The organism is Pseudomonas sp. TAA207, from assembly GCF_001529285.1.
GTDB lineage: Bacteria > Pseudomonadota > Gammaproteobacteria > Pseudomonadales > Pseudomonadaceae > Aquipseudomonas > Aquipseudomonas weihenstephanensis.
Genome location: NZ_LLWJ01000071.1, coordinates 135,646 through 161,259, shown reverse-complemented (window position 1 = coordinate 161,259; position 25,614 = coordinate 135,646). Strand labels below are relative to the sequence as shown.

Genomic DNA, 25,614 nt, shown 5'->3' with positions numbered 1-25,614 from the left:
AGGCGCCGTGAATCGGTTCAGCCTCTAAGAATGGAATGATAAAGCGCTGTAACCTTTTGAAACAGCACTTTAAATGACATGGATCATTTCGGATTTGGTAACAGTGTGCTGCGACCGATCGTCTCAGGCTGTTTCGGCCAGCATTTGCTGGAGTTCGTCCGAAATAATGGCCAGTGCGTCATGCTGTAAAAAATCTTCGGCGATCTCCTTTGCACGGAGGCGATAAGAGGCTTGAGTGATGATTTTTTGCACGGCGTGCGCAATTGCCTGCTCAGAGGGGTAGCTGGAGTTGAGGTTAATGCCGCACCCCGTCCATACCACTCGCGTAGAAGTTTCGGCTTTGTCTTCGCCGGTGCCCGCGATCAGCACCGGTACGCCATAGCCCAATGCGCTGTTGATCGAGCCATAGCCGCCGTTGGTGATAAATACGCTGGCGTGTGGCAGCACCTGTTCATACACCACAAAGTCGGTAACGCGCAGGTTGTCGGCCGTGGGGATCAGGGACGGGTCGATGCCCCGGCCGCCGGTAAGCGCCAGCACTTTGACAGGTAAGCCTGCCAGCGCGCGCAAGGTAGGCAGCAGCAGTTGATTGAGGTCGGCATTGGCCACCGTCCCCTGCGTCACGATCACCAGCGGACGTCCATCCTCCTCGATGAATGGATCTTTGACGGCGTTTCTGGAAGTTGGAGGATTGCGCAGCGGGCCGACAAATCTCAAGTGTTGTGGCAGGTCATCGCGCGCATATTCAAACGCTTGGGTCGACAACTGGCAGAAGCGTTCCACGTCGTTGATCAGCGTATCGCTGAGTGCCTCACGCAATGTGGGGTGCCCGTGCTGGATGAGTGTTTGATTGAAGTAGTCATGAACCTCTTCGATAAGTCGCTGATGCTCGCTGATAACCAGCGACTCTCGCGTGAAGTCCATTGGCAGTACGGCGGGCGGTATGCGCGGGCCAAAGAAGATCGAGTCCCGCGAGCTGAGACCTAGCGGCGTTTCACCGATGCACATCACTGGGGGGCGGGAGGCGACAGGACCCAGCAGTAACGGCAGGGCGCCATAAAACACGCTTTCAATGATCAGTGCGTCGGGTTTGAAGTCTTGAATCAGTTGACGCAATTGCAGATCTTGCAGTGGCATGGCATCGGCAAAAAAATTCCTCAGGGCCAGAGCTGTTTGCTCCGGGCCTGGAGGTAGCAACGCGCGTTGCGGAAAAAGACGGTCTACGTGCCGGTAATCGAAGTCGATGTTTTCGTTGAATTCGAAAAACTCGGCGCCAATCTGTTCACCCTGCTGGCGGAACAGTTTGCCGGTCAGTACCCCCAGCTCATGGCCTTGGCCTATCAAGTGTTCAGCGATTTTAAGCAGCGGTAAAACATGCCCTGGGCTGGCGGTGCAAGCCATCAGAAGACGTGCCATGTCGAAGTCCTTTCGATGTGTTCATCAATGTGTAAAACCGTGATATCTGGCCGCTGCCCGGGTGTGCAGTTGGCGCACACGGGCAGCGGTCCCAGGTCAGGCGCCGGGCTGTAAAGCGGTGTTGTGGCAGAGGGGATCGGCGTGGATGTGTACCCGCTGCAAGTGTCGTGCAGAGCGTGCGGTAAACGCCTCGCGGCCGTGCAGCAGCGAGAAGTTGTCGGCAATCACCACGTCGTTTTGTTGCCAGGCATGGCCGTAGTAGAAGCGCGGGTCATGCAGCCGGGCCTGTAGGTCCTGTTCAAACGCCCGCACCTGGTCCGGCTCGATACCGTGGTACTGCAACGCATGGCGATTGAGAAAGCGCTCGCCCTCCTGAGCCGGTTCGTTGTAACGCAGCACCGGCTTGCCAGTGCGCGGGTGCTCAACCAGCAACGAGGAGCACACTTGGCCGCCGTAATGCACCACTTGACGAATACGGTAAGTGACACTGACGTCACGCCAGCGCTCAATCACTTCCTGCGGGGTATGGGCCAACAGCGCCTCAGTATCGAGAAAGGTCGTACGGCCACCTTCATCCTCTGCTGGGGCATGCAGGCAATTGAACAGTTGAAATTCAGGAATGGTCGGCTTGTACATACCGTCCCAGTGCAAGGGCACGCCGCTGTGATCAAAAATATGATCGGTGGCGTCCGGGTGCTCCTTGACGTCAAGCACCGCGCCAAAGGGCCACATCTTGATCGCTCCCCACTGCTCGGCAAAGCGGGTGAAACTCGGTGAATCGACGAAGGTCGGTGCAAACCCGCGCAGTATCAGCAAGTGATGCTCGCGTGCCAGAGCGATGAGCTGGCTGACATCCAGTTGCTCGACCGTTTGCCCGTTGCAGGCAGGTGTGATCATCAGGCCAAAAGGCGAATGTGCACTGACGTTAAAAACAGGTGTGTTTTGCATCACTGTTTACCGTATGAGACTGCGAAAATTCAGAAGCATCCGTGCTTCTCATGCGCATTTGGCTGACTTGCGCGAGTCGAGCGAGTAGTGGCTGTGGTTGCCATCGACCCACACCGGCTCGGCATTCAGCTCCATGGCTTCGGTTTTTCTCATCAGCACAAAGGTGCCGTCCACATCCACGGCTGTGCCATGCCAGGGCGTCAACCAGTCATCCTTGGTGGGCAGCATATGAATGCCCATTTTTAAACTCGACGTAGGTTGCGGGTGAATCGACAGGCGAATGGCATCCGGGAAACACTGCGCCAGCAGGTTGCCCCAGGCCCAACTGCTTTGAATCACGCCATAGGCGCGTTGGCGGGCGTCACGTTGCAGCGCTGTTTTTGAGCCCTGGTAATCCGGCGTTAAACCGTCCTCAAACATGAACCGGGTGATGGCGCGGTACAGGCGGGTGCCGTCCTCGTCGTTGATCAGGTGCTCGCGAATGTCTTGCAGCGGGTCGGCGTAGCCTTCCAGCAACGTGCTGCGCAGCACATCGTAGTCATCGGTCAAGGCCGAGAACTCTTCGATATCACCCAGGTTCAGTACGTCCAGGTGTGACAGCTGTTCATCCTTGATCAGCGCTTTGATCTTGTTCTGGTAGGTGTTGATCGTGGCGTCACTGACGTTGATCAAGTCAGAAAATACATGGCCATCCGAGCAAATGGTCAGGCGTGCGCCGGGTGCGTAGTGGCTCTTAATGTTTTCGCACAATGAATTGAGAAACGTCAGGGCAAGTTTTTCAGCCATGTCCGGGACAGCACCCAGCACTTTATTGGGGTTCGGGGACTTGGCCGGGAAGGCTGGCAAGATGAAGTGAATGGGCAGGTTGGCGCTGATAAAGGTCTGAATGCGCGGCAATTGGGTGAGGGTAACGATGTCGTTTTCGAGGGAAATATCTTGATCGCTGCCTGAGAAACGACGGCGGTAATGCAGTATTTCATTAAGGATGTGTGAGGCGGTGGTGCTACAGCTTCCGTGCATAACGACTCCAAGTTCTCTGTGGGATAAATCTAGTTACAAGGTGAGAACGGAGAAAGAGCGTAGCGATAAAGCGAAATGTTGCTTTTATTTAGTCTCGCATTAGTGGCAAAAAGCCTGTTCTAGAGCCTCCGATGGCGCCGCGCAGAAGGGCTGCGCGACGCTCAGTCCAGGTGAGCAGGTTTAGAAGGTGGTGCGTAAACCGACCTCAATGCCACGCCCTGGCGCAGGCGCTATGTCGCGCAGAATTGAGCTGGCGTAACGCACGGTCTGGTTGGTCAGGTTCTGGCCTTTGACGAAGGCCAGCCATTGGCTGCTGCCCACTTCAAAGTGATAGCCGGCGCTGGCGCCTAAGGTGGTGTAACCATCAGTGCCCGACTCATTGCGCGGTACGCGCCCTTGATGACTGGCGTGTTCGATGTCCACCCGTGCCTGCCAGCGATCCAGTTCCCACAGCAGGCCACTGCTCAAGCGCAGTGGTGCAATACGAGGCAACGCTTCGCCCGTGTCGAGGTTGGTGGCTCGGGTGTAGTCACCTGACAGTTCCAGCGCGAATTTGCCGTAGGCACTTTCACCAAGTTTCCAGTGATCTTTCGCTTCAAAACCGGTGAAGCGTGCACGTACTCCGGAGTAGGTGTACTCCGGGATACCATCGGCGTCGGGTTCACCTTCGTCATTCAACGTACGACCCGAGCCGAGTAAGCCGATGTAATTGGAAAAGTGGCTGTAGAACACGCCGACACTGCCCGTGTGGGTGCCGTTATCGAAACGCAGGGCCAGGTCGCTGGAGACGGCTTTTTCTTTTGACAGGTTTGCGTTGCCAACTTCATAAGTGCCGGTCGCAACGTGCGCGCCGTTGGCGTACAGCTCATAAAACGTAGGGGCGCGCTCGGTGTAGCCCAGGGTGGCAGCCAACGACCAAATCGGAGTCAGGGTGAAGACTGCACCCGACGACACGCTGCCTGCGGTGAAGCTTTTAGAGCGATCAGCCGCTGAAAAGCGTTCGTTACCCTTGGCATCCGGGTCGACCACGGTGTGCTCCAGACGAGCGCCCAGGCTGAGCTTCAAGCGTTCGGTGGTTTGCAGTTCTTCGAGGATGAACAGGGCGCCACTGTTGGTGTCGGTGTGCGGTACGAACGCTTCTTCGCCCAGGGCAGAAAACTCGTTGCGGTTGACCTGAGCACCCACCACACCATTCAGCGGGCCCAAGGGCACGTGCCGCGCTTCAACACGGGCTTCGTAGCCTTTGTTCTTGAACGTGGTGCCGACCTCGCCGCCTTCGATTTCGCGGTGTTCATAGTCGGTGTAACCGGCGTTGAATTTCAGCGAGCTGAAGGGGCCTTGCAGGTTGCGCAATTGGGAGGCAAACGCGTAATGATCCTGCTTCATGCGAATACGCACGTCTTGTTCGGCGGGTGAGCCGTAATTGGCGTCGTAGTTGCTGTAGGACAGGCCGGCATAACCGTCGTCCCATGTGTAAGAACCTCCCACCGCGCCGCCGTCCTGACGGCCATTGCTGTTGCCCAAACGGCCTTTTTTATCGTCGCCGTCTTCACTTGCCGGTGCATGACGACTGCGCGCATCACCGGGGATTTTCAGGTCGTTAAACTCGCGGGCGTTGGCATCCAGGTGCAGGGCGAAAGTGCCATCGCCTGCTTCCAGTTTGCCTGCGCTACTGCGCGTGGTGTCTGCACCGCCGTAACGCAATTCTCCCGCACCCTGAATGCCCTCGATGGCCTCAGTCGGGATGCGATTGTCAAAGGTGTTGACCACGCCACCGATGGCATTGCCGCCGTACAGCAAGGCGGCGGGGCCGCGCACAATTTCCACCCGTTCGACATTCACCGGGTCCAGCGGCACGGCGTGATCGTAAGACAGGGATGAGGCATCCAGCGCCCCGACGCCATTGCGCAGAATGCGAATGCGGTCACCGTCCAGGCCACGAATAATCGGTCGGCTGGCTCCGGGCCCGAAGTAGGACGAGGACACACCCGGTTGCTTGTTCAGGGTTTCACCGAGGCTGCCTTGTTGTTGCAAGGTCAGGTCGTCACCCTCCAGGACGGTGGTCGGTGATGCCAACTGGCTGCTGCCAAGCGGGTTGCCGGTAATCACCTGGGGTTGCAGTTCAAGGGCATATACCGGGGAGGCAACGAGCAGGGCGGTAGCCAGTGGGGTCAGGCGTAGACGGCGAAGATGGCGTGGGAAGGCGGGGGACGACATTGCAAGTTCCTTGGAAGGGTTAGACGTAAAAGGCGCGCGAGATACGCTCTGATTGGAAAGCATTGGTTACAATATAACATCACTATTAAGGTAACCAAGGGGAACTTTCATCTCACCTCTCCAGTCACGGCTAAGCTGTGCGTGGCAAATGCACTTCCCCCTGAGCGAGTGCTCGGCTAAGGTGCGCGACTTTCTCTCTTTTGCTTTCTTAAGGCTCGGCATGACTGAACCCACTAACAACCCATTGCACGGCGTGACGCTGGAACAAATCCTTACGGCGCTGGTGGCGCATTACACGTGGGAAGGGCTGGCTGAGCGCATTGATATTCGCTGTTTCAAAAGCGACCCGAGCATTAAGTCGAGCCTGACGTTCTTGAGGAAAACGCCCTGGGCGCGGGAAAAAGTTGAAAAGCTGTATGTGAAATACGCCCGCACCAAGCGCGATATTTGATTCGCCGATGAACAATCCCCCGACGAGAGTGAGCGCCACCGCCACACGCACGCTGTGCACCCTGCTGGCGATGGTGGGATGGAGCGGGTTGGCGTTGCAGCTGGATCTGGTGTTGCTGGCCCGCTGGACATCAGGCGCTAGCGTGTTGGGGGGATTGGTGAACTACTTCAGTTTTTTCACCATTCTGACTAACACCCTGGCGGCGGTAGTTTTGACCTGCGAGGCAACGGGGCGTGAGTCAGGGGTCAGAAGGTTCTTCTTGCAGCCACGGATTAGCAGCGGTGTTTGCGTGAGCATCATTGTGGTGGGCGTTGCGTACAGTGTGCTGCTGCGTAATCTCTGGCAGCCCCAGGGTTTGCAGTGGCTGGCCAATGAAGTGCTGCATGACGTAATGCCAGTACTCTTCGCCCTGTATTGGTGGTTTTGCGTACCCAAAGGCGCGTTACGCATCCGGCACATCGGGTTATGGGCGCTGTACCCCATTTTGTATTTCGCCTACATCCTGTTGCGCGGGCATCTGCTGGGTGTGTACCCGTATCCGTTTGTGGACGTTGAGAAGCTGGGGTATGCGCTGACATTTATCAATGCCAGCGCAATTTTGGCGGGGTTCATAACCGTGGCCGTCATTGTGGTGGGGCTGGACCGATGGAAGCGGCCTGCAACACCCGCTTAATCAGCAGATGACGGGGGGCTGCACCCGATGTAGCCGCTGACGAGCAACGCGAGGCTGCGTGCGGGTGCGGAGCCGCCGTCAAACCAAGCGGCTCGTACGCGGTCGATTAATCTTCGGCGCTGTCGTCCAACCGCCAGTAGCCGACCGCTTTTACAAACTCGTCATTCAAACCATGGGTGTCGAGCAGCACACGACGCACCTTGCGCGCCAGTGCACTTTCGGTTGCCACCCATGCATACAACTCGCCCTCAGGCATCTTCAATTGTTCAACGGTCTTGAGCAGGTCTTCATTCGGCTGGTCGCGATGCACCCAGATCACTTCAACCGTTGCAGCGCTGTCAAAGGGTTGCTCTTCCCCTGCGTTTTCGATGTTTACCACGACCCGTGCACGGCGATTGGCGGGGAGCTCTTGCAGGCGTCGGGCGATGGCGGGGATGGCCGTTTCGTCGCCGATCAGCAGGTAGCTATCGAAGATATCGGGAACCACCATTGAGCCACGCGGACCGCCAATGTGCAGGTACTGCCCCGGTGTGGCCTGGGCCGCCCAGGTAGAGGCAGGTCCGTCGCCATGCAGCACAAAGTCGATGTCCAGTTCGAGGGTGTGCAGGTCGTAGCGACGCGGGGTGTAGTCGCGCATCGCAGGCATGCTTTTGCTCTTCAACCCGGCACTGAGTTCCAGGCCTTCGAGTGCCGCCTGTTCTTCGGCGTTCTGCGGGAAGAACAACTTGACGTGGTCATCGCTGCCCAGGCTGATGAAGCCGGCCAACTCAGGTCCGCCTACGGTAATACGGCGCATGCGGGGTGTCAGGTCGGTCACCCGGAGCACCTCAAGTTTGCGGCGTTTTATTTCATGCATGACCCGGTGAATGGTCTGGGGGGCGATGGCATTCATTCAGCGTTCTCCTGCGATGACAATGCAGTGACAGGGCCATCGACAATGGCTTTGGCGGTGTTGTTGAGCAGGTCGCGAACGCGCAGGATTTCTTCCGGGTTCCAGCGGCCATGGTGCATTTGTAACGCGTGCCGCAAGTTGTGCACGGCTTCGTGGATTTCAGCCGGTCGGTCGTGACCGCGCAGCGAGCGCTTGCTTACATCAATGCGCATGCGCACGCCTTCCAGCGCGATGGTTTGCTCGGCCAGTGACTGACGACCGGCGTCGGTGACGGTATAGCGTTTTTTACCGCCTTCGGTATCGCCGGCGATCATTTCGCTTTCTTCAAGGAAGGTCAGGGTCGGGTAGATCACGCCGGGGCTGGGGCTATAGGCGCCGTCGAACAGCGTTTCGATTTGGCGGATCAAGTCGTAACCGTGACAAGGCTGGTCGGCGATAAGCGCCAGCAGCAGTAATTTCAAATCGCCAGGGGCGAATACCCGTGGGCCGCGGCCTGCGCGTTCGCGGCCGGGACGTTTCTCAAAACCGTCGGGATCAACACCGTGCTCGCGGTGATGAGGATGATGATGTTCTCTCATTTCTCTTCGCTCTCTGTAAAAGTCAGATACAACTTAAGATATATCTTAAGCCTGTTCAAGCAGAGGCGATGAACGGTAATTATTCTCATGTGCTGATCGACGCTAGAGACTGTAGCGACCGGCCCAGCATCACATGCGTAAAACCTGCCGTTGACGAGCAATACCAGGCTGCACGTCCAGCGGCACCCCAGTAGTGATCGGGTAAATGATCGCTTTGCAATCGAACCTAGGCTCGGCAAGGGCTACGCCAACCTCGGCAGTTTCACAAGCCGCTGAAGAGCCGCGCCGCAGTGCCGGGTTTATGGATGATTACAACTGGGCGGTAGGCGGATGGCACAAGGTGTGAGTGGCGGGTTGAAGGTACGGCGTGAGGATCGGGGCCATGCCCTTGAGGACTTGCACTGGCAGGGCGGAGGTGAATTTGAAGGCTTCGGCCGAGCGTCCAGGGACAAACGCAGTCAGGGTGCCAAAGTGGTGTTCGCCGATGTAAAACACGAAAGTTGCCGTGCGATTGATCGACTTGGAACTGAGGATGCGTCCGCCCGCTCCCATGGCTTCGATGCGGTTATCACCGGTCCCGGTTTTGCCGCCCATGGCCAGTATGCTGCCGTCGGTTTGTTTGAAGCTGCCCGAAACCCTGCGCGCAGTACCGGCGTCCACTACGTTTGAAAGGGCTTCACGCAGGGCCGTGGCCACTTCGCTCGGCATCACCCGTTCGCCTTTGTCGGGGTCGTTGATCAGGCGGGTTTCATAAGGCGTATCGGCGGCGAAATGCAGGGTATCAATGCGTAACACCGGCAAACGCACGCCATCGTTAAGGATGATGCCCATCAACTCTGACAACGCTGCCGGACGATCCCCCGAGCTGCCCAAGGCCGTGGCCAGTGATGGCACCAGGTGGTCAAACGGGTAGCCGACCTTTTGCCAGCGCTGATGAATATCGAGGAATGCTTCGATTTCCAACATGGTACGAATCCGGCTATCACGAGCACTTTTGTGCCGGCTTTTAAACAACCAGCTGTAAACCTCCTGACGTTCGAATTGGCTTGCCGCTACGGCTTGCTGGAAGGTGGACTGCGGGTTGTTCAGTAAATACCCCATCAGCCACAGATCCAGCGGATGGACTTTGGCGATGTAACCTTGGTCAGGCAGGTCATAGGCGCCAGGGCCGTAGCTTTGGTAAAGCTTGATGAGGCGATCGTCGGGGATCTTGTCGCTGCGCAGGTGTGAGCGCACGAAACTGTTAAAGGTGGCCTGGTCAGCATGCGGGAACAGGTAGCGGTGCACCGCGGACATGCGAATGGCGGTGGGGTGCATGCTGTCCAGAAAGGTGTCGAGGCGCGCCTGGGTGTCTTTACCTTTGTATTTTTTCCAGAACTTGAGCATGTAGGTGGTGCCTTCGCGATCGGCGAAACGGCTCAAGTATTCTTGACGACGCGGATTGAGGTCGTCTTTGAGCAGTTCGGCGCTGTTGCTTGGCGCCTGATACGTGGTGTAACGCACCACATCGCGCATCAGCCTAACGAAGGGCAGGTTGATAGACTCGCGGATGGCCTCGCGCAGGGTCGGGTTGCGGCCATTGTCCTGATTGCGGAAGTTGTGAAAGTGATGCATGCCGCCACCGGTGAAGAAGCTTTCGCCGGGGCTTGCGGAGTATTGGCGGTTGAGCGCGGCATCGAGCATGTTCGCCAGGCTGGCGCCGGGGTCCCGGATCAGGTAATCCAGCGCCCAGCGGCTCAAGCGGTCCTGGTCATTGATCTGGACTTTCTTCAAGTTGGCGCTGGACTGAGCGCCGTAGCGATCATGCAGCTCGGCCATGATTTGCAGGTAAGTGGTCATGACCCGCAGTTTGGCGGTCGAGCCCAGCTCCAGTTTGCTGCCTTCGTTAATGTCAAAAGGCTGATCGGTGCTGTCGGTTTGGACCCTGGCGCGGGCGCCATCGGGTGTCAGTTCAAACAAGGTGAAGCTGTAACGCACCTGCGCAGTGCTGGAGGGCGTCAGTAAACGTTCGCCGAGCAATCCCAGCTTGCCGGCAAAAGCGGGGTCGGCCAGTTGACGCAGGTAGTGACTGACTTCGCGCTGCAAGTCGGCTTGCAATGTGCTGGTAGCGGACAGATCAAGGCGATCGAGGTCGTACAGCGGGCGCTTGAGCAGCGCCGAGAGACGGCCACGCGCCACGCTGATGCCTTTGTTGGTTTCGATGGGCTGTATCGTCGGCGCTGTATTCCAGTTGCGGTAGGTTACTTTGCTTGCCAGCGCCGCAGCCGTTAATGCGGGATCAATGACGTTGTTCTGCGCCAGCAGGCGTATGTGGCTGTCGGTCAATTGCGCCAATTCTTCGCGGCCTTTGGCCAAATAATGCGAAGGGCGGCGCTGGGCGATCATCAGCGACAGCACTTCTCGTAATGCCAGGCCGCGGGATGCAAGGCTTTGCGGGTCACTGGCAGTGCTGGCCAATTGTTGATTGACGTGATTGAAATCGGCGCCGTACCACACCCGTAATCCTTCAGCCATGCCGTGGACTTCACCATGCCCCGGCACCGCTGAGAGCGGCACGCTGTTGAGATAGTCTCGTACCACGGCCTGGCGGGCTTGCAGGGTATCAGGCCCATCCTGATAGGCCCGCACGCTGGCGGAGATCATCTGCCGCACTTTTTCACTGCCGGACAGCGTCAGGCCATCTGGCGAGTGACGGTATTTTTCGAGTTGCGTGGCCAAGGTGCTGCCCCCCGCTGATTGGCCAGGCATGTGCAGCACTTTTGCAACCTGCGACCACGCGGCCATGGCAAAACGCGGCCAATCCACGGCGGGGTTGGCCAACGGCTCCTTGGGGTCAAGCAGGTCGCGGTTTTCGATAAACAACAAGCTGTGCACCACCACTGGCGGAATACTGGCGAAGTTCGAATAGAGCTGTTGCGGGTAGTTGTACTGATAGAGCGGTGCGCCGGAGCAGTCAGTAATGGAAAGTCCAGCTTGAATTTTTTCTGAGTACGGTACGAAAAACCCTTTTTTGCTGTAGCTCAACAGCTCTGGCGAGAAGCGAGTTTGTTCAGCAATCACGTAATTACGTTTTAACAAGCGCGGCAAAAAGTCGCCCAAAGCGCTGTAGCCCAATCGCTTGTCAAAAGGTCCCGCACCGGGGTACAGCATCGAGTCGCTTGGACCTGCCTGCATCGAATAACTCAGGGACGCGGCAAAGCGACTGAACTCACGCGCCTGAAGGGCGGAGGTGCGTACTTCTTTGACGACCATCAGGCTGATTGCGGCCAGGCCTGCGAGTGACAAAACGCTCACCAAAATCCAGCCATAGCGCCGTCCGCCGGGCCTTTGCGGTGGGGGCAGCACATGCTCCACTGACGGTTTTGGCCCTGCGCTTTGATTGGAATTGGAATGCCACAGTGCGCCCATAATCGACCGATCCACATACGCATTTTGGCTGCGCTTATGTGAAGCGTAGACGTTGAGTGAGGCAGGCGAAAACTTTGTGCTGGCGCTGCAGAAATGCTTTTCCGACGGGTGATGCTGGCCCCGGCTGACGGGGCATGCGTCTGAAAGTGTAGGAATAGAGCCTTTAAAGTAGGTAAATACGTCCTAGGTAGGGGAATGACTGTGCACCAACGCTGTGCAATACTCGCCGCCGATCTCAGTAGGGCATTTCCCTTTTGACCTGTCGACCCACAAGGTCAGGGCCGATCAAGAGGGGAGCCAGGTGACACGCCCGGCTTGATAGAACGCCCGATTGATGCCACATCCAATAACAATATGAGGTTGTACTTTTATGCCAGTCGGCAACCACCAGCCCCAAGGCGAAACCGCACAAGGCGGTCCGCTCAAGCGCGAACTGGGCGAACGTCATATTCGCTTGATGGCGCTCGGCGCCTGTATCGGCGTAGGCCTGTTCCTGGGTTCGGCCAAAGCAATTGAAATGGCAGGCCCTGCCATCATGCTGTCCTACATCATCGGTGGCCTGGCCATCCTGGTGATCATGCGCGCCCTCGGCGAAATGGCCGTGCACAATCCGGTAGCTGGCTCTTTCAGCCGCTACGCACAAGATTACCTTGGCCCATTGGCGGGCTTTTTGACGGGCTGGAACTACTGGTTCTTATGGCTGGTGACCTGTGTCGCGGAAATTACCGCCGTGGCGGTGTACATGGGGATCTGGTTTCCCGATGTACCGCGCTGGATCTGGGCGCTTGCTGCGCTGATCAGCATGGGGTCGATCAACCTGATCGCGGTCAAGGCTTTCGGTGAGTTTGAGTTCTGGTTTGCACTGATCAAAATCGTAACCATCATTGCGATGGTGCTCGGTGGCATTGGCATCATCGCGTTTGGTTTTGGTAACGATGGCGTTGCACTGGGTATTTCCAACCTTTGGGCCCACGGCGGTTTTCTGCCAAACGGCATCCAGGGTGTGTTGATGTCCCTGCAAATGGTGATGTTCGCCTACTTGGGCGTTGAAATGATCGGCCTGACCGCCGGTGAAGCCAAGAACCCGCAAAAGACCATTCCCAGTGCGATTGGCTCGGTGTTCTGGCGCATTCTGCTGTTCTACGTCGGCGCACTGTTTGTGATCCTGTCGATCTACCCGTGGAATGAGATCGGCACCCAAGGCAGTCCGTTTGTCATGACCTTTGAGCGTCTGGGCATTAAAACCGCGGCGGGCATCATTAACTTTGTGGTGATCACGGCCGCGCTGTCCTCATGCAACGGTGGCATTTTCAGTACCGGTCGTATGCTCTACAGCCTGGCGCAGAACGGTCAGGCGCCCGCCAACTTCGGCACCACCTCGAAAAATGGTGTGCCGCGTCAGGCATTGTTGCTGTCGATTGCAATGTTGCTGCTGGGCGTGGTCCTCAACTACCTGGCGCCCGAGAAAGTGTTTGTATGGGTGACGGCGATTGCCACCTTCGGTGCGATCTGGACCTGGTTGATGATCTTGCTGGCGCAACTGCGCTTTCGTAAAAATCTGAGCAAGGAAGAAGCGGCTGCCTTGAAGTACAAGATGTGGCTGTACCCGTACAGCTCGTATGCTGCACTGGCGTTCTTGTTCTTTGTGGTAGGGCTGATGGCTTACTTCGTTGAGACGCGAGTGGCTTTGTTTGTTGGCCCGGCGTTCTTGATCTTGCTGACGGTTCTGTTTTACGTGTTCAAGTTGCAGCCTAAGCACACGACCCCTGCAGTCGTAAGCTCGGCCTCATAAGCGCGTAATACAGTTGAGGCAGCGGTAGGGGCGAGCGCGCTCGCTCCTACCCATGAATACTCAGCGGCTCGACGCAGTCGGTGCCTGCTTGCCCAACCGTTTGTACCAGTCCAGCCATGTGGCCAGTATGGCCATGATCCCGACGCCCAGCAGGGCGCTGAAAAGCTTCATCGCAAACGTATCCCCTCCCAGTGCATTGAGCATGTCGGCCAACGGCGCCAGAATCACGCCCAGACAAAACACTTCCAGTGAGTAACGGCCCATGCGGCAGGTATGGCGAGCCAGCCCGCGATTCAGCCAGTCAGTGTGCGGGACGATTTTGGCGACCACGTAGGCCAATGCCAAAAAATGCAGCAAGCGAACGGGTGAAAGGTTGGTTTTGCTGATCGGATACAGGTGCTCGCCCAGCCAGAGTGGCATCCACGCATCGTGTAGCTGTGGCCACTTCCAGGACAGTGCCAATACGCCTGTAAGCACTATGTAAAGCGCCGCACCGATAAAAAGAGGCTGGCGCCAGCGCGCTCGTTGCCCGGAGCCGATGTTGCGCTGAGCCTGCACGGAAGCCGCGCCGCCCAGCACAAACAAAAACTGCCACGCCATTGGGTTGAAGAACCAGACTCCGCCTTCTTGTGCTGCCAGATTCCAGTACGGTGCGCCCAGGTAAAGCAGCAATGAAGCACCCACCACATAGGCTGTTTTGCGCAGTAACAACGGCAACACCAGGGGCAAACCCAGCAGTAGCAGGATGTAGAGCGGCAACGGGTCCATCAGGTTGGGTTTGAAGCGCAGCAGCAGCTCATCAGTGAGCGCTTGCTGTGGGTTACTCAAAAAGTACTGCAAGCCCATTTCTTGCACCAAATCGCGGGTTTCGACGTGGTTGTTGGCAAAGAACACGATGCCCATCAACACCGCGAGCAAGAAAATGTGCACCACATAGAGCACCCAGGCACGGCGCAAGATTTTGATCCCGGCCAACAGAAAACCGTCCCGCTGGCCTATTTTTCCGTACGCGAGTACGGCGGCATAGCCAGCCAGAAACACAAAGATTTCTGCGGCATCACTGAACCCGAAGTTGCGCACCGTGAGTTCGGCCAACGGGTTGTGCGGGATGTGATCCCAGAAGATGAAAATCAACGCCAGTCCGCGAAAAAAGTCGATGCGCTGGTCGCGTCCTTGGATTATCACGGTGAGTACTCAGGTCAAAATTTAATAAACAGCCAATGGCAGCAGAGGCTGCGCGCCGCCGGAAAGAGGCGCGCAGGGTGACGGTAAAAGCACCTAAATGCAAAGCCTTGAGGTGACTTCATGTTGCGCGCAGGCGGGCTCGCATTACTCTTCTTCAATCGTGGCCAAGGTTTTTCTATCAAGGATTTTTTGGGTAATCCGCTCCAGGGGTTTTTTCCGTTGTTGGTCAAGTTGTGCAAGTTCGGCGAGATAGTCTGCCTCAGTCATGGGGGCGCCGGTAAACACCCTGGTTTGGTCAAGGGCCAGGCGCCGGGCAAGTGCTTTAAGCTCGCTTTCCAGTAATGCCCTTGCCGGTGCGTCAGTACTGTTCATGGTCAATGCCCACTGTTGCTGTTTTTCCTGAAGACTTTCGATATCGCTATAACGCTGTTCGAGCAGGGTGTTAGCGGCGTTTATTTCGCTGCTGTAAGTGGATTCGATGTAGTCCCGCCACACGTCCTCCTCAAGCAGTTTTTTTGCCATGTACCCTGGGGTGGCCTCTTTGTTGATGACGGTTTGATACGCCTCTTCAATTTGCTGCGGGGTTATTTTTGCAACATTTCGAAAGCGCATATGTGAGGGCTGCCAGGGCAGTTGGAGGCGTTGGGCCAAATCGACTTGATAAATCAGCTTCACTTCAAGTTCATCAGGCTTGAGCCTTTGTATGGCGTCTGGCGCTAAAACAGCTTCATTGACGGCATTGGTATAAGCATGGGCCTGCAACGCGATTTGAGTTTGGGCAATGTCATCGAGTTCCAACAACCGCACTCGACCGGTCATCAACGCGAGCAGTTTGGTTTCTCTGACCCCGGCGTCGGATAACAAGGCTTCACGCAGTAATAGCTTGAAACCGAAGCGGCTAAAAATAGTGGAAGTACGGTCGACGCAGGTTTCGTTTTCTATTGAGTTTGCAAACACCTCGGCTCGATAGGCGCTGTCATCGGCTGCGGTTTCCAGAACCTGCCATACCTTGCGCGTTAACGGCTGGCGGTCGAATTCAAAGTCTGCTGAGGCGACGAGGTCCTGAATGACCTTAAAGAAGTTTTGCGCTTGTGGCTCTGACGCGACCGCGTCCCAGAGGTTTGTTTTCAACGTGCGTTCGGCTTCGATCAAGTCTGGCTCAAGCCACAGCAGAAGTTGGCCCTCGGGCGCACTCGCCACGGCATGGCTGCGCAATTCCGGAGCAAGTCCCAAGTGGCGGCGGTATGTGTTGACGGCCTCCAGTGTCGAACCGGTGAACGGGTTGTCGTGCACAAAGGTGTTACGCAGTCGTGTCGCAGGCAGTTGGAAATACCCGGGTGGGAGGGTCGTCAGGAAGTTACCGCGCATATCCAGATGCGTTAAATGCTCCAGATACTCAATGCCTGTGGGCCATGCTGTGAGTCCGGTACTTCTCAATTTCAAGCTCACGAGTTCTGTTAACGCGCTGAAATCAGGGATGACGCCCAGCGGATTATGGCTAAGGTCAATCGCCCGCAATTTTTTCAAAACCGCTAATTGTGTGGCAGTGCGCGGAGAGAGGGCGAGGTAATTTTCCCTCACGTTAAGGAGCTTCAAGTGTTGGAGGCTGAACAACGAATCGGGCAGTTCACGCAAATGGGAGGCCTCAAACTTCACTTCCTCCAGATTGGGGAAATGGGTGAGGAACGCCTCAACACTGCGGTGCAGGTAGGTATTGCTTATTTCCAGTGTCGTGACGTGGCTGAAGTCGGCTTTGAGCGTGGGCAGTGTCGCGAGATTGATGTCGTTGAGATTGAGTCGAGCACCGGGATGTGGGCTACTCATCCCCGAGCTTCGCTGCCAGCATCGAATGATTTTGTTGGCGGCGCGGGTTTTGTCGCGAATATGCACCGGACGTTGGTGGAATTCGCTCACTTGCACCGCTTCAAGGGGCGCCCCAACCCAGTCATTCAGGCTGTTTCTGAGCGTTTTGTATTCTTTGTTCAACGCCTCAAGCCGGGTCAGCCCTTCGCGGCTGTAAAGGCTTTCAAGGCCCAAAAAACCTTCGACCGATTGGTAGGTGTGGGCCGGATACAGTTTGGATTTCAGGTGGCGGATTCTTCTCGGGTTGGCCGGGAAGCAAACGAAGGGAGCCCGTCCACAGCGCGCGGGTTCTTTTTCAAACCGAGGATAACCGCGTCGCCCTCGTGTTAATTGCAGAGGTGAATCTGGCGCTAGCGAAGCCCTTGAAATACCCAGGATCATTCTCAGCATATGTCGATCCATCGCCGGGCGTTCTGCGAGGGCTTCCTTCAATGCCTGGCCCTGGCCCGTGTGCGGGAAACCCAGCGCCGCGCGGTGTTCGTCTTGGAGCGCGTGAAGGACCGAGGCGTAGATATCATCCAGACCGTGCAGCATCTGGTCATGCCCGTTGAACGTGCTGTAGCGTTTGCCCTGCTTGACCAGCACTTTGCGAACCGGGGCATCCTCGGGACCCAGGTAATCAAGCAGGGGGCCGTAAAGCATGCGGTCGTGAACTTCAAGCCTCAGGTCAGTGGGCCAGCCAGGCATTTGCGCAAGGCTGTGCAGTATCATTTTTTGCGTATCCGGATTGGCTTCGTAATCAAAGTAAAGGCCCTCGTAAGCCCGCATCAGACGAGTCTCTTGCACAAAGGCCAAGGCTTCTTCTTTAAGGCGCAGAGGCACCTGAGCGCCGTTCTCCAAGCGCCAGATTTCAGCCGATGCGGCGGCCTTGATCATTTCATCGCCCGCTTGCGCGGGTAATCCTGGATACGCCTCAGTCAAGCGTTTTACCAAAGCGTCGTCCGACAGTTGGGTCAAGCGATATTGAGAGGCAAACAGTGGCTCGCGCAGGCGTTCGGCATGATCGGCAATCGTGGAGCACAACTGCTTAACTTGCGCTTCCAGTTGATGCACCCATGTGCCAGTGATCGGGTCAGGACCAATCAAGTCTCTGATTTCTTGCGAGTCCAATGATTGGAGCACGATGCTTAACAGTTCACCCTGGCGTACCTGGCTATCGAGTATCTGAAGGACGGGGCGCTTTATGGCGCTGCCGTTGCCGTACTCAATGATGGTTTGGCCTGAGCTATCCAGGCAACGCAATGCTTTGGTGCGCGGCCATAGTTCGGCCTCTACCAGAATTTGAAGTTGCAGGAGAGGGTCGGCCTTTACGTCCCCAACTCGCATCCGAGTGATGAAATGGTCGAGCATTTGCTGGGCTTTAAAGCGTTGGATGCAATCGTCAAGCAGGGCGGGCGGCCGCGTTTGCTCGATGTAAATCAGTTGCAGTTGGGCTGCATCCACGCCTGATACATGCAACAGATTGAGTGCCTGCTCATCGCTGATGCCATGGAGTGCACCATCAAGACGACGAATTAAAGTGGCTTGATTCCAGTCGTTGAGTTCTTCGGCTTCATGCAGCCATGCGCCCCGTCCGTTAGTGCTGATAAGCGGTGCATAGGCGTCGGGTCGGCCGGGGTGTTGCAGGCGGTAGGTTTTATCGGGTGCGGCCTGGAGTTGATAATGTTTACCCTCAAGACGCAGGTATTTTTTATCAGCGTGCGTGTATAAACCTTGCGGATCTGTTTTGGCCCAGGCGTCAAAGTGGATGTCATGTTCGTACGGTCTGAGATCGGGGCGCCAGAGCTGAGGGGGAGCGTCTTTTACGGTGACGACCTGCAACTCTTCAACATAAGGCGACCGTTCAACAGGCACCGGCCTGGCTAGTTCGCTGGCAAACTTGCCCGCGGCTGCGGCAAACGCAAGGTTGGTGAGTACGCTCTTGGTATAGCCCCAGGCGAGGGCTTGTTCTCCCTGCTCCCAGGCTTCTATGCCGTGATAAATATCGGTCATTATTTGGGCCGCAAACACCACGGTCATCACCTCACCCACCCCGGGGACAAAGAGTGCGGCTACATTTAATACATTCAGGCTGATGTCCAGATAGTGTTCCAGGCGATGAACCACTGAAAGGCGATTAACCGTGGCCGTGGGCACGGCAAGAAAATAGGCATCTTCAAATAGTTGTTGTTTTTTTTGTGCATATAAATAATGAAACAGCGAGGGCGGGGTCGGGCTGAATTGCATGCCCAGCGGGTCGCGGCTAGCGTGAATGAAGCGGTTATTGAAACGTTTGATCAGTTTTAGTTTTTGATACTGCGGGGCCAGGTGAATAAAGAAGTCGCGGTAACTTTTGTCGTGCAACTTATGGATCAGGTCTGCCGATGCCGCTCTGACCGTTGGGTATTCCTTGATGCAACTGATGGGGTCGCCCGGGATATACACGATGCAGCGCCGGCCTTGTTCCAACGGGGTCCCATGCGACAGGATCATTGACTTGAAGGGGATGTCATCCAATGCCAGGGTATTGCAGGTCATGGGCAAATGATTGAACAACGGGTGGTCTTCGCCGCGGCAGTAACCGATCAAGGTTGAATGCGTACTGTGGAGAATATCGCCCTTCATCAGCGCGATATCCGCCTGGAGCATGAGCACATGACGCTCATGTTGTGTGAACACTTGCTCCAGCCCCCTTTTTTCTCCCGCGTCGGGTGGGTCTAACAGGGCCTTCAAATGTGATTGATATTGGCCGCCGATATCCAGCTCTCGGCACAGGCGCACAAACGCCATGGGTTCAATTTCAATTTTTTGCGGGGCAGGGTCGCTGGAATGATGCGAGGCGGCGCTCCACAGGTATGACCCGCGCGCGATACCGCCTGCTTGGGCTTGATCGGGTTCAAAGTTATGCAGTGCGGCCTGAAGCAGTGTTTGAGTCGTAGAGCTTTCTACTTCGTTGGTGAACCAGTTGAGGGTGGTGAGGGTGATGACATTACGTTTGACGTCACAGGTGATATCAAACCGATCTTTTAAAGCCCGTTCCAACAAAGGTGCCGCAAACGCTTCTGCGGTACTGATTTTATTCAGGTAAGCATTGACGGCAGTGAATGACGCCTGGTTGAGCCGTTGCGATTCTTTTAACGCCGTTCGCTGCTCGGGCGTGGCGTTGATAAACCATTCGGGAAGTGTGAAGGGGTGTTCGTTTAGTCGATTGATGATAGCGGGTGAGGTGTGTGCGAGGGCTTCTTGAGTGGCCGCTTTAATAAGATCATGGTGAATGCCGACTTCGTGCAAGTCTGCGGCGGACACTACAGATGGAACTGGCGGCGAGTGGGGTTCTGGCATGCTGCAACTTCCGATGGCTAAGAGTGCCTTGAGTCTAGGAAGGATGCCGGGCGCTAAAAAGTCTAAAAAGTTGATCGCGATGTAGACCGAGTGAGCAACTATTCAGGGTGAACAACTAGTTATGTAGTTCCTCTCGCCATTGATTAAGTGGCACAGAGTGTCGGGAAGGTGCTCCCCCCCCGACACTGTTTTTTTAAACGTTTAGTGCATTGGCTTCAAAACTGTCCGCACGGGCCATTTGCCACATGCGCGAATAAAATTCGCCATTAACTTCTCCGGTCAGCAACTCGCCGGGTTTGAGAAAAACGTGAAGCTGCGAAAACAGTTTGACCTCAGTTGCCGACACGCGTCGCACCAGGTGTTTGGCCTGTAGCTGTGCTGGGTGTTCAAGGCCCGCGGCGGCCAGCATTTCGGCCAGGCCCTTGAGGGTGTTGCGATGGAAGTGAAACACCCGTTGTGCTTTGTCCGGGACCACCAACGCGCGCTGGCGCAATGGGTCTTGTGTGGCTACGCCGGTTGGACACTTGTTGGTGTGGCAGGACTGCGACTGAATACAGCCGATGGCAAACATAAAGCCGCGTGCCGAGTTGGCCCAGTCGGCGCCAATCGCCAACACGCTGGCAATATCAAAGGCGCTGACGATCTTGCCACTGGCGCCCAGTTTGATCTTGCTGCGCAGGTTGAGCCCCACCAGGGTGTTATGCACGAATAACAACCCTTCACGCATTGGCGCGCCCATGTGATCGGTGAACTCAACCGGTGCGGCCCCGGTGCCACCTTCTTTGCCGTCGATGACGATGAAGTCCGGCAAGATGCCGGTTTCCAGCATGGCTTTGGCAATGCCCATGAACTCCCACGGATGGCCCAGGCAGAACTTGAAGCCCACGGGCTTGCCGCCGGACAGTTCACGCAATTGGGCGATCCACTGCATCAACTCAAGGGGTGTTGAAAACGCGCTGTGTCGTGAAGGGGAAATGCAGTCTTCACCCATCATGATGCCGCGTGTTTCAGCGATTTCTTGAGTGACTTTATCTTTTGGCAAAATCCCGCCATGACCGGGTTTTGCCCCTTGGCTCATCTTGATTTCGATCATGCGCACTTGCGGGTTTTGCGCCTGAACGGCAAAGCGTTCCGGGTCGAAACGGCCATCGGCCGTGCGGCAGCCGAAATAGCCGCTGCCCAACTCCCACGTCAGGTCCCCGCCGTTTTCGCGGTGATATGGGCTGATGCTGCCCTCACCCGTGTCGTGCGCAAAGTTACCCAGTTGCGCCCCTTTATTCAGTGCGCGAATCGCGTTGGCGCTCAGGGAGCCGAAACTCATGGCTGAGATGTTGAACACCGATGCACTGTAAGGCTGCGTGCACTGAGGCCCGCCGACCATCACTCTAAAACCCGCCGGGTCGCTCAAAGGGGCCGGACGCATGGAGTGCCCGATAAACTCAAAGCCTGATTGGTACACATCGATCAGGGTGCCAAATGGTTTGTCAGCGCTTTCATTCTTGGCCCGTGAATACACCAGCGAGCGTTGTGCCCGGGAGAAGGGCAGGGCATCGCTGTCCGATTCCAGCAGGTATTGGCGGATCTCCGGGCGAATGGTCTCAACCATGTATCGGATGTTGCCCAGGATGGGGTAGTTACGGCGCACGGCGTGGGGGGTTTGCAGCAGGTCGAAAATACCGATCAGGCTCAACACCAGGGTCACAGCAGTAAAGGGCCATAACCACTCGTGGTGCATAAACGGCAGGCTGGCGAGAGTGAAAATCACGCAAAAGGCAAAAAACGCATAACGGCTCAACAGTGACAGGCTCATACGGTTTCCTGTTTCAGGCTTGTTTTTTCAGTCAGGCCATTGCGCCTGAAGGGCTTGTGAACTGCACAAGCGGGAACTCACGGTGTGGTCAGGACCCTCTCTTTAGCCTGGAGGTTTCCCGGGGGCGGTGTTTGCCCTGTATCAAGCAAACGTCATTACAGAAAGCAGACTAGTCATTGAACGGGATTTCGCCTGGCGCGGCATCCCGACGAAAGTCGCGGGCACCTAACGCGAACGCCGAGTTGAAACAAGTTCTCATTTGCAGGGGTTATGGTGGTTACTGTATAACGTTTCGATCTTACCTTAACGACGGAGACATTCCATGAAACCTGGCATTCACCCTGACTACCGGACAGTGCTTTTTCACGACACCGCGGTCGACGCGTACTTTCTGATCGGCTCTACGATGGACACGGATCGCACGCATGTCCATACCGATGGCAACACGTACCCTTATGTGGTGCTGGATATTTCCAGCGCCTCGCATCCGGTGTACACCGGGCAGCAGCGCAAGACGCAATCGGAGGGGAGGATTGCAGGCTTTAACAAGCGTTTCGCGGGATTTGGTTCGAAGGCCGTGGCTCAAGATTGATACGCACAGACCTAACTGGCCGCCCTCGAACGGGGCGGCCAAACATCATCAAACGGTAGTGGTTTGCGTCTTGCCCTGCAAAATCTGCTGCTTGCGCAGCGCTTCCGGCAGGTCGTTGATGCAGTAGTTGATGTAATAGACGTTGAAGATGAAGGTGTAAAAACCGTTCATGCGCAGATCAATTTTGTGTTCGTTAAGTGCGTATTCTTGCAAGGCAGCCCGCGCTCGAAACGCCCACACGATGTACAAAACAGCCCCGGCAAGGCTCAAAAGGCTACCAATGAGAATCAGGGCGTTATCCCCTGTATTGCCCAGTGCACCCCCCCAGCCAATACACACCGCCAGCCAGATAAGGTAAGTAGTGTTCGCGGTTTGGCGCTGGGTCACTTGATCAATGATCGTGTGGTTCTGCCATAGCCAGAGCAGGGGGTACAGGCCTGCAGTTGCAACAGCCAGCAATACCAGGTTCCAGGTTTTAGTGTTAACGCGTTCTTTTAGCTCAGTGATGCTCGACATTTAAAACTCCTTTTATCCTTTGTCTCGGCGTAATTATTTACGCGCTCAATCCTTGCCTCCGGGCAGGACGGTGCGCACCTTAACAGAACCTTACAGGCAATGTTTTATTAACCTTTTCAGCGGTTTGATAAACCTCTAAAAAAGACGGATCTGTATCTTTTCAGCGAAGTCTGGCCGTGTGATCCTGCGCGTCTTCGCACTCTGAGTGGTTAATTCTTGTGACGCGTTCCGATCAATCTTTGCCTTTACCGACCAATATCATTCGTATCGCCGCCGCAGTGCTGATTGGTCCCGACGGCCGAACCCTGCTGGTGCGCAAGCGCGGTACTCAAGCCTTTATGCAGCCGGGTGGCAAAATTGATGCCCATGAGCAACCCATCGAAGCGCTGGCCCGGGAGCTGGAAGAAGAGCTTGCGCTCAAGATTGACCCGGTCCGCGCCACCTACCTTGGGCACTTTTGTGCACCGGCGGTGAATGAGCCGGGGTTTGAGGTGCAGGCCGAGTTGTTTTTGCTGCACATCGACGCTGACGTGGCCCCTGCTGCGGAGATCGAAGAAGTGCAATGGATTGATCCCCGTGGCGATGGCGGCTTGACCCTGGCGCCCTTGACCGGTGAGGTGATTTTGCCGTTCTACCGCCAGATTACTCCGACCTCTGACTGATTGAATGCCGATAAGGACCCTTGATGATTGCTGCCCACGATGTGCTGATTTTCACTGCGGCGTGTGTGCTGATGGTGCTGACACCGGGGCCAAACATGATCTATCTGATTTCGCGTTCGATCTGTCAGGGGCGCGCAGCAGGGGTGACGTCTTTGGTGGGGGTGGTGGCGGGTTTCTTTGTTCACATGCTCGCCGCTGCGGTCGGGCTGACAGCTGTGTTTTTGGCTGTGCCGATGGCCTATGAGGCCTTGAAGTGGGCAGGTGCGCTCTATCTGTTGTGGATGGCCTGGCAGGCGGTTAGACCCGGCGCACGTTCGCCGTTTGAGGCCCGTGAGCTGGTGCCGGATTCGTCTTCGAAACTGGTCGCCATGGGCTTTTTGACCAGTGTGCTAAACCCCAAGGTGGCGTTGTTTTACCTCTCGATTCTGCCGCAGTTCATCAGCCCGGCTCACGGCTCGATGTTTATCCAAAGTATCCTGTTGGGCCTTATTCAAATCAGCGTCAGTTTTACCGTCAACTTGCTGATTGCCTTGTTCGCCGCGGGGATCGCCGTCTGGTTTGTACGCAACCCGTTATGGTTGGCCGTGCAACGTTATGTGATGGGCTTCGTCTTGGCGGCGCTGGCGGTAAGGCTGATGCTCGAACAACGTAAAACGCTATGACGTGGACCCTCAATGGCTATAGAACTGCTTGATCCTTCACACGCCGCTGGCTATCGCCACTTGATGCTAGAGGCCTATGAACGACACCCTGAGGCCTTTGTCTCCACGATTACCCAGCGAGAGCACTTGCCGCTGAGCTGGTGGCAATCGCAGCTGGATGATGAACTCAGTGCGCTGTACGGCGCATTTATTGAGGGCGAGTTGGCGGGGATCGTCGGCCTGGCCTTTGAACCGTGGGCAGAGGCGCAGCACAAGTCCACCTTGTTTGGCTTATATGTGCGCGAACGCTTCAGAGGTCAGGGGTTGGGCGAGCAATTGGTGCAGGCGGTCGTGTCTCTGGCTGAGCAAGAATCCGATATCGAAGTGATTGAACTCACCGTCAGCGCCAATAGCACGGCGGCGCTGGCGTTGTACAAGCGTTGCGGGTTTGAACAGTCGGGGCTGGAGGATTGCGCGATTCGGGTGGGGGAAGACTATTACGACCGCGTGCATATGCGCCGCTGGCGGACGGTTGCCGAGCACAAAACCCTGTAGGCGTTGGCGCAGGCTGCGATCTGTTGGTTTTCAAGATCAAAAGAGCGCAGCCAATGGCGTTTGCGGGGTTTAGCGCACGGCGCTGACGCCATCCAGCGTCGAGAACGAGGTGTCTTTGGCGGTGAGCAAGAAGTCGCGCATGTACGGCGCATCCAGCATGTCTGCGCGAATCGCTGCATACAGCGTGGCGAACAACCCTTTTTCTCCCAGGCGCTTGGCTTTCACGTAACCCCGTGAGCTGTATTCATGCAGCGCCCAGTGCGGCATCCCGCACACACCTCGGCCGCTGGCCACCAGTTGCATCATCATGACCGTCAACTCTGAGGTACGTACTTGCGCGGGCTCTACGTCAGCCGGTTCCAGAAAGCGGGTAAAGATGTCGAGCCGGTCACGCTCCACCGGGTAGGTGATGAGAATTTCGGTACTTAAGTCTTCAGGCACGATAAATGGCTTGCTGGCCAGCGGGTGCTGATTGGCAACGGCCAGCATGGCTTCGTAGGTGAACAGCGGCACGTACGTCAGACCTGCAATCTCTTGTGGGTCAGAGGTGACCACCAAATCCAGATCGCCGCGCGCCAGCGCCGGGAGCGGGGCGAACGCGAAGCCTGATGCCAGGTCCAGTTCAACCTCGGGCCACGCATCACGGAACTGGTCGATGGTGGGCATCAACCACTGGAAGCAGCTGTGGCATTCAATCGCCATGTGCAGGCGGCCCGCCGTACCACCGACCAGGCGCGCTATATCTCGCTCTGCACCCCGCAGCAGCGGCAACATGGCGTCGGCCAGTTGCAGCAGGCGCAGACCCGCACTGGTGAAGCGCACAGGTTTGGTTTTGCGCACGAACAACGGCATGCCCATGCGTTCTTCCAGCTCTTTGAACTGATGAGACAGGGCCGACTGGGTCAAGTGCAGGCGCTCTGCCGCCTCGACCAGGCTGTCGGATTCGCGCAAGGCGTGCAGGGTTTTGAGGTGACGAATTTCCAGCACGGGTGCTCCATGAGTAATTTTGATGATGAACACGAAAACGTTGAGTTTGTCTCATGTTGATGCGTCTGTCGATAATTGGGCCATTAC

General features: G+C 56.4%; 19 protein-coding genes. 7 read left to right on the top strand and 12 right to left on the bottom strand.

Translation table 11 applies throughout. From position 1 onward, the window contains the following. Positions 1 to 123: 123 nt before the first annotated feature. The 4 genes from AP059_RS18900 to AP059_RS18885 form a co-directional block, all read right to left on the bottom strand. Positions 124 to 1,416 carry a glycosyltransferase gene (locus tag AP059_RS18900; protein ID WP_131811535.1) on the bottom strand — a complete coding sequence of 431 codons (1,293 nt, stop codon included), beginning with the start codon at positions 1,414 to 1,416 and terminating at the stop codon, positions 124 to 126. Between the two features lie 96 nt (positions 1,417 to 1,512). Further along, entirely contained in the window at positions 1,513 to 2,364 is an 852-nt protein-coding gene (locus tag AP059_RS18895; RefSeq protein WP_059764955.1) for a TauD/TfdA dioxygenase family protein, read from the bottom strand. A 48-nt stretch (positions 2,365 to 2,412) separates the two neighbouring features. Further along, entirely contained in the window at positions 2,413 to 3,384 is a 972-nt protein-coding gene (locus AP059_RS18890) for an L-tyrosine/L-tryptophan isonitrile synthase family protein (protein ID WP_059764953.1), read from the bottom strand. A gap of 180 nt (positions 3,385 to 3,564) precedes the next feature. Further along, complete coding sequence (locus tag AP059_RS18885) at positions 3,565 to 5,601, bottom strand: TonB-dependent receptor (RefSeq protein WP_059764951.1); 2,037 nt, start codon at positions 5,599 to 5,601, stop codon at positions 3,565 to 3,567. Between the two features lie 220 nt (positions 5,602 to 5,821). On the opposite strand from AP059_RS18885, the gene AP059_RS18880 reads away from it, so the two are divergent. After that, positions 5,822 to 6,052 (top strand): VF530 family DNA-binding protein, encoded by a 231-nt coding sequence (locus AP059_RS18880; RefSeq protein ID WP_048362649.1) that lies wholly within the window; start codon positions 5,822 to 5,824, stop codon positions 6,050 to 6,052. A gap of 7 nt (positions 6,053 to 6,059) precedes the next feature. Then, a complete protein-coding gene (locus AP059_RS18875; RefSeq protein ID WP_059764949.1) occupies positions 6,060 to 6,725 on the top strand; it encodes a Pr6Pr family membrane protein in 666 nt (221 codons plus the stop codon). A 106-nt stretch (positions 6,726 to 6,831) separates the two neighbouring features. On the opposite strand, the gene AP059_RS18870 is transcribed toward AP059_RS18875, so the two are convergent. The 3 genes from AP059_RS18870 to AP059_RS18860 all read right to left on the bottom strand — a co-directional run bounded on the left by AP059_RS18870 (position 6,832) and on the right by AP059_RS18860 (position 11,603). Further along, a complete protein-coding gene (locus AP059_RS18870) occupies positions 6,832 to 7,617 on the bottom strand; it encodes a siderophore-interacting protein (protein ID WP_059764947.1) in 786 nt (261 codons plus the stop codon). Then, entirely contained in the window at positions 7,614 to 8,195 is a 582-nt protein-coding gene (locus AP059_RS18865) for a PadR family transcriptional regulator (RefSeq protein ID WP_059764945.1), read from the bottom strand. Before AP059_RS18865 ends, AP059_RS18870 begins: the two co-directional genes overlap by 4 nt. 309 nt (positions 8,196 to 8,504) lie before the next feature. Beyond that, entirely contained in the window at positions 8,505 to 11,603 is a 3,099-nt protein-coding gene (locus AP059_RS18860) for a transglycosylase domain-containing protein (RefSeq protein WP_059764943.1), read from the bottom strand. 370 nt (positions 11,604 to 11,973) lie between these two features. Here AP059_RS18860 and AP059_RS18855 point away from each other — a divergent pair, with 370 nt between their 5' ends. Beyond that, entirely contained in the window at positions 11,974 to 13,395 is a 1,422-nt protein-coding gene (locus tag AP059_RS18855; RefSeq protein ID WP_048362654.1) for an amino acid permease, read from the top strand. 60 nt (positions 13,396 to 13,455) lie between these two features. On the opposite strand, the gene AP059_RS18850 is transcribed toward AP059_RS18855, so the two are convergent. The 3 genes from AP059_RS18850 to AP059_RS18840 all read right to left on the bottom strand — a co-directional run bounded on the left by AP059_RS18850 (position 13,456) and on the right by AP059_RS18840 (position 21,574). Then, on the bottom strand, positions 13,456 to 14,577 hold the full coding sequence (locus AP059_RS18850; protein WP_177332414.1) for an OpgC domain-containing protein: 1,122 nt from the start codon (positions 14,575 to 14,577) through the stop codon (positions 13,456 to 13,458). A 147-nt stretch (positions 14,578 to 14,724) separates the two neighbouring features. Further along, positions 14,725 to 19,764, bottom strand: coding sequence for a dermonecrotic toxin domain-containing protein (locus AP059_RS18845; protein ID WP_059764939.1), 5,040 nt, complete (start codon positions 19,762 to 19,764; stop codon positions 14,725 to 14,727). A 193-nt stretch (positions 19,765 to 19,957) separates the two neighbouring features. Then, positions 19,958 to 21,574 carry an FMN-binding glutamate synthase family protein gene (locus AP059_RS18840; protein ID WP_059764937.1) on the bottom strand — a complete coding sequence of 539 codons (1,617 nt, stop codon included), beginning with the start codon at positions 21,572 to 21,574 and terminating at the stop codon, positions 19,958 to 19,960. 322 nt (positions 21,575 to 21,896) lie between these two features. On the opposite strand from AP059_RS18840, the gene AP059_RS18835 reads away from it, so the two are divergent. After that, complete coding sequence (locus AP059_RS18835; protein ID WP_059764935.1) at positions 21,897 to 22,166, top strand: type B 50S ribosomal protein L31; 270 nt, start codon at positions 21,897 to 21,899, stop codon at positions 22,164 to 22,166. A gap of 48 nt (positions 22,167 to 22,214) precedes the next feature. Here the strand turns inward: AP059_RS18835 and AP059_RS18830 are convergent, their stop codons facing one another. Next, the gene (locus tag AP059_RS18830; RefSeq protein ID WP_048362659.1) at positions 22,215 to 22,682 is read right to left on the bottom strand and encodes a DUF4234 domain-containing protein; all 468 of its coding nucleotides are present in this window, start codon (positions 22,680 to 22,682) and stop codon (positions 22,215 to 22,217) included. A gap of 218 nt (positions 22,683 to 22,900) precedes the next feature. Between AP059_RS18830 and AP059_RS18825 the strand changes: the two genes are divergently transcribed. The 3 genes from AP059_RS18825 to AP059_RS18815 are packed head-to-tail and all read left to right on the top strand — an operon-like array spanning position 22,901 to position 24,540. Then, positions 22,901 to 23,344 carry an NUDIX hydrolase gene (locus tag AP059_RS18825; RefSeq protein WP_059764933.1) on the top strand — a complete coding sequence of 148 codons (444 nt, stop codon included), beginning with the start codon at positions 22,901 to 22,903 and terminating at the stop codon, positions 23,342 to 23,344. 23 nt (positions 23,345 to 23,367) lie between these two features. Further along, positions 23,368 to 24,006, top strand: coding sequence for a LysE family translocator (locus tag AP059_RS18820; protein ID WP_059764931.1), 639 nt, complete (start codon positions 23,368 to 23,370; stop codon positions 24,004 to 24,006). Positions 24,007 to 24,018: 12 nt separating this feature from the next. Continuing rightward, positions 24,019 to 24,540 carry a GNAT family N-acetyltransferase gene (locus AP059_RS18815; protein ID WP_059764929.1) on the top strand — a complete coding sequence of 174 codons (522 nt, stop codon included), beginning with the start codon at positions 24,019 to 24,021 and terminating at the stop codon, positions 24,538 to 24,540. A gap of 69 nt (positions 24,541 to 24,609) precedes the next feature. Here AP059_RS18815 and metR read toward each other — a convergent pair whose 3' ends face one another. Further along, positions 24,610 to 25,527, bottom strand: coding sequence for a transcriptional regulator MetR (gene metR / locus AP059_RS18810; RefSeq protein ID WP_048362663.1), 918 nt, complete (start codon positions 25,525 to 25,527; stop codon positions 24,610 to 24,612). Positions 25,528 to 25,614 lie beyond the last annotated feature (87 nt).

What these genes read in the sequence shown, in the direction of transcription:
- AP059_RS18865 (WP_059764945.1), bottom strand. Translation starts at nt 8,195, where the DNA reads ATGAGAGAACATCATCATCCTCATCACCGCGAGCACGGTGTTGATCCC.
- AP059_RS18880 (WP_048362649.1), top strand. Translation starts at nt 5,822, where the DNA reads ATGACTGAACCCACTAACAACCCATTGCACGGCGTGACGCTGGAACAA.
- AP059_RS18815 (WP_059764929.1), top strand. Translation starts at nt 24,019, where the DNA reads ATGGCTATAGAACTGCTTGATCCTTCACACGCCGCTGGCTATCGCCAC.
- AP059_RS18835 (WP_059764935.1), top strand. Translation starts at nt 21,897, where the DNA reads ATGAAACCTGGCATTCACCCTGACTACCGGACAGTGCTTTTTCACGAC.
- AP059_RS18885 (WP_059764951.1), bottom strand. Translation starts at nt 5,601, where the DNA reads ATGTCGTCCCCCGCCTTCCCACGCCATCTTCGCCGTCTACGCCTGACC.
- AP059_RS18870 (WP_059764947.1), bottom strand. Translation starts at nt 7,617, where the DNA reads ATGAATGCCATCGCCCCCCAGACCATTCACCGGGTCATGCATGAAATA.
- AP059_RS18875 (WP_059764949.1), top strand. Translation starts at nt 6,060, where the DNA reads ATGAACAATCCCCCGACGAGAGTGAGCGCCACCGCCACACGCACGCTG.
- AP059_RS18890 (WP_059764953.1), bottom strand. Translation starts at nt 3,384, where the DNA reads ATGCACGGAAGCTGTAGCACCACCGCCTCACACATCCTTAATGAAATA.
- AP059_RS18860 (WP_059764943.1), bottom strand. Translation starts at nt 11,603, where the DNA reads ATGGGCGCACTGTGGCATTCCAATTCCAATCAAAGCGCAGGGCCAAAA.
- AP059_RS18845 (WP_059764939.1), bottom strand. Translation starts at nt 19,764, where the DNA reads ATGCCAGAACCCCACTCGCCGCCAGTTCCATCTGTAGTGTCCGCCGCA.
- AP059_RS18820 (WP_059764931.1), top strand. Translation starts at nt 23,368, where the DNA reads ATGATTGCTGCCCACGATGTGCTGATTTTCACTGCGGCGTGTGTGCTG.
- AP059_RS18840 (WP_059764937.1), bottom strand. Translation starts at nt 21,574, where the DNA reads ATGAGCCTGTCACTGTTGAGCCGTTATGCGTTTTTTGCCTTTTGCGTG.
- AP059_RS18830 (WP_048362659.1), bottom strand. Translation starts at nt 22,682, where the DNA reads ATGTCGAGCATCACTGAGCTAAAAGAACGCGTTAACACTAAAACCTGG.
- AP059_RS18855 (WP_048362654.1), top strand. Translation starts at nt 11,974, where the DNA reads ATGCCAGTCGGCAACCACCAGCCCCAAGGCGAAACCGCACAAGGCGGT.
- AP059_RS18895 (WP_059764955.1), bottom strand. Translation starts at nt 2,364, where the DNA reads ATGCAAAACACACCTGTTTTTAACGTCAGTGCACATTCGCCTTTTGGC.
- AP059_RS18900 (WP_131811535.1), bottom strand. Translation starts at nt 1,416, where the DNA reads ATGGCACGTCTTCTGATGGCTTGCACCGCCAGCCCAGGGCATGTTTTA.